Source organism: Novosphingobium naphthalenivorans NBRC 102051 (genome assembly GCF_001590985.1).
Lineage (GTDB): Bacteria > Pseudomonadota > Alphaproteobacteria > Sphingomonadales > Sphingomonadaceae > Novosphingobium > Novosphingobium naphthalenivorans.
Map to the genome: position 1 here is coordinate 1 of NZ_BCTX01000215.1, position 758 is coordinate 758.

Annotated in this window: 2 protein-coding genes; both read left to right on the top strand. The window is 63.7% G+C overall.

The genetic code is table 11. The annotated features are described in order from the left end of the window. Nucleotides 1-103: 103 nt before the first annotated feature. Entirely contained in the window at nt 104-469 is a 366-nt protein-coding gene (tnpA, locus tag NN5_RS24790) for an IS66-like element accessory protein TnpA (RefSeq protein WP_037486794.1), read from the top strand. Continuing rightward, the coding region (tnpB, locus tag NN5_RS24795) for an IS66 family insertion sequence element accessory protein TnpB (protein WP_084385155.1) at nt 466-758 on the top strand (293 nt) is incomplete at its 3' end. The genes tnpA and tnpB, both read left to right, overlap by 4 nt.

Here is a 758-nt window from a genome sequence, read left to right on the forward strand (position 1 = left end):
TATCCCTCCGGCGGGGGCCGTCTTGCATGGTTCGCGAGCGTGGGTGAGATCGTCCTGGTGCAAGTAATGTTATTTGCATCGGTATTAGCGACGGCTCGGTGTGATGACGCAAGTGACGGTGATAACGGGTGTCGAGCGTCGCCGCACCTGGACGGACGATCAGAAGCTGGAGTTGATCGAGGCAACCCTGGAGCCGGGTGCGAACGTGTCGGAGATTGCACGGGCGGCAGATATCGCACCGGCCCAGCTCTATCGCTGGCGCAAGGAGTTGCTCGATCCAGACCCGGAACCGGAGAGCGGCTTCGTGCCGGTGCTGGTCGACGACACGCCGGAGCGCCTGCGGGCCGAACCGACGGTCGATATTGGCTCGGTCGCTATCGAGATCGAGATTGCTGGCGCCGTGGTGCGGATTGCCCCCCATGCACCGCCGGCGCTGGTCACGGCGGCACTGCAGGGGCTGCGCGCGTGATCCCGATTCCAGGACAAGCGCGGATCTGGCTCGCGATGGGGCACACGGATATGCGCCGGGGCATGCTTGGCCTCGCCCGGCAGGTTCAACACGGCCTTCATCAAGACGTGTTCGCGGGCGACCTTTTCATCTTTCGCGGTCGTAAGGGATCCCTATGCAAGATCCTGTGGCACGACGGCATCGGCATGTCCCTCTATGCCAAGCGGCTCGAGCACGGACGGTTCATCTGGCCTTCCGCCAAGGACGGTGCGGTGTGCATTTCGGCCTCGGCGATGTCGTGTTTGCTGGA

Bases quoted from the DNA above. Each gene is read 5' to 3' on its own strand.
- tnpA (WP_037486794.1), top strand. From the start codon at position 104: ATGACGCAAGTGACGGTGATAACGGGTGTCGAGCGTCGCCGCACCTGG.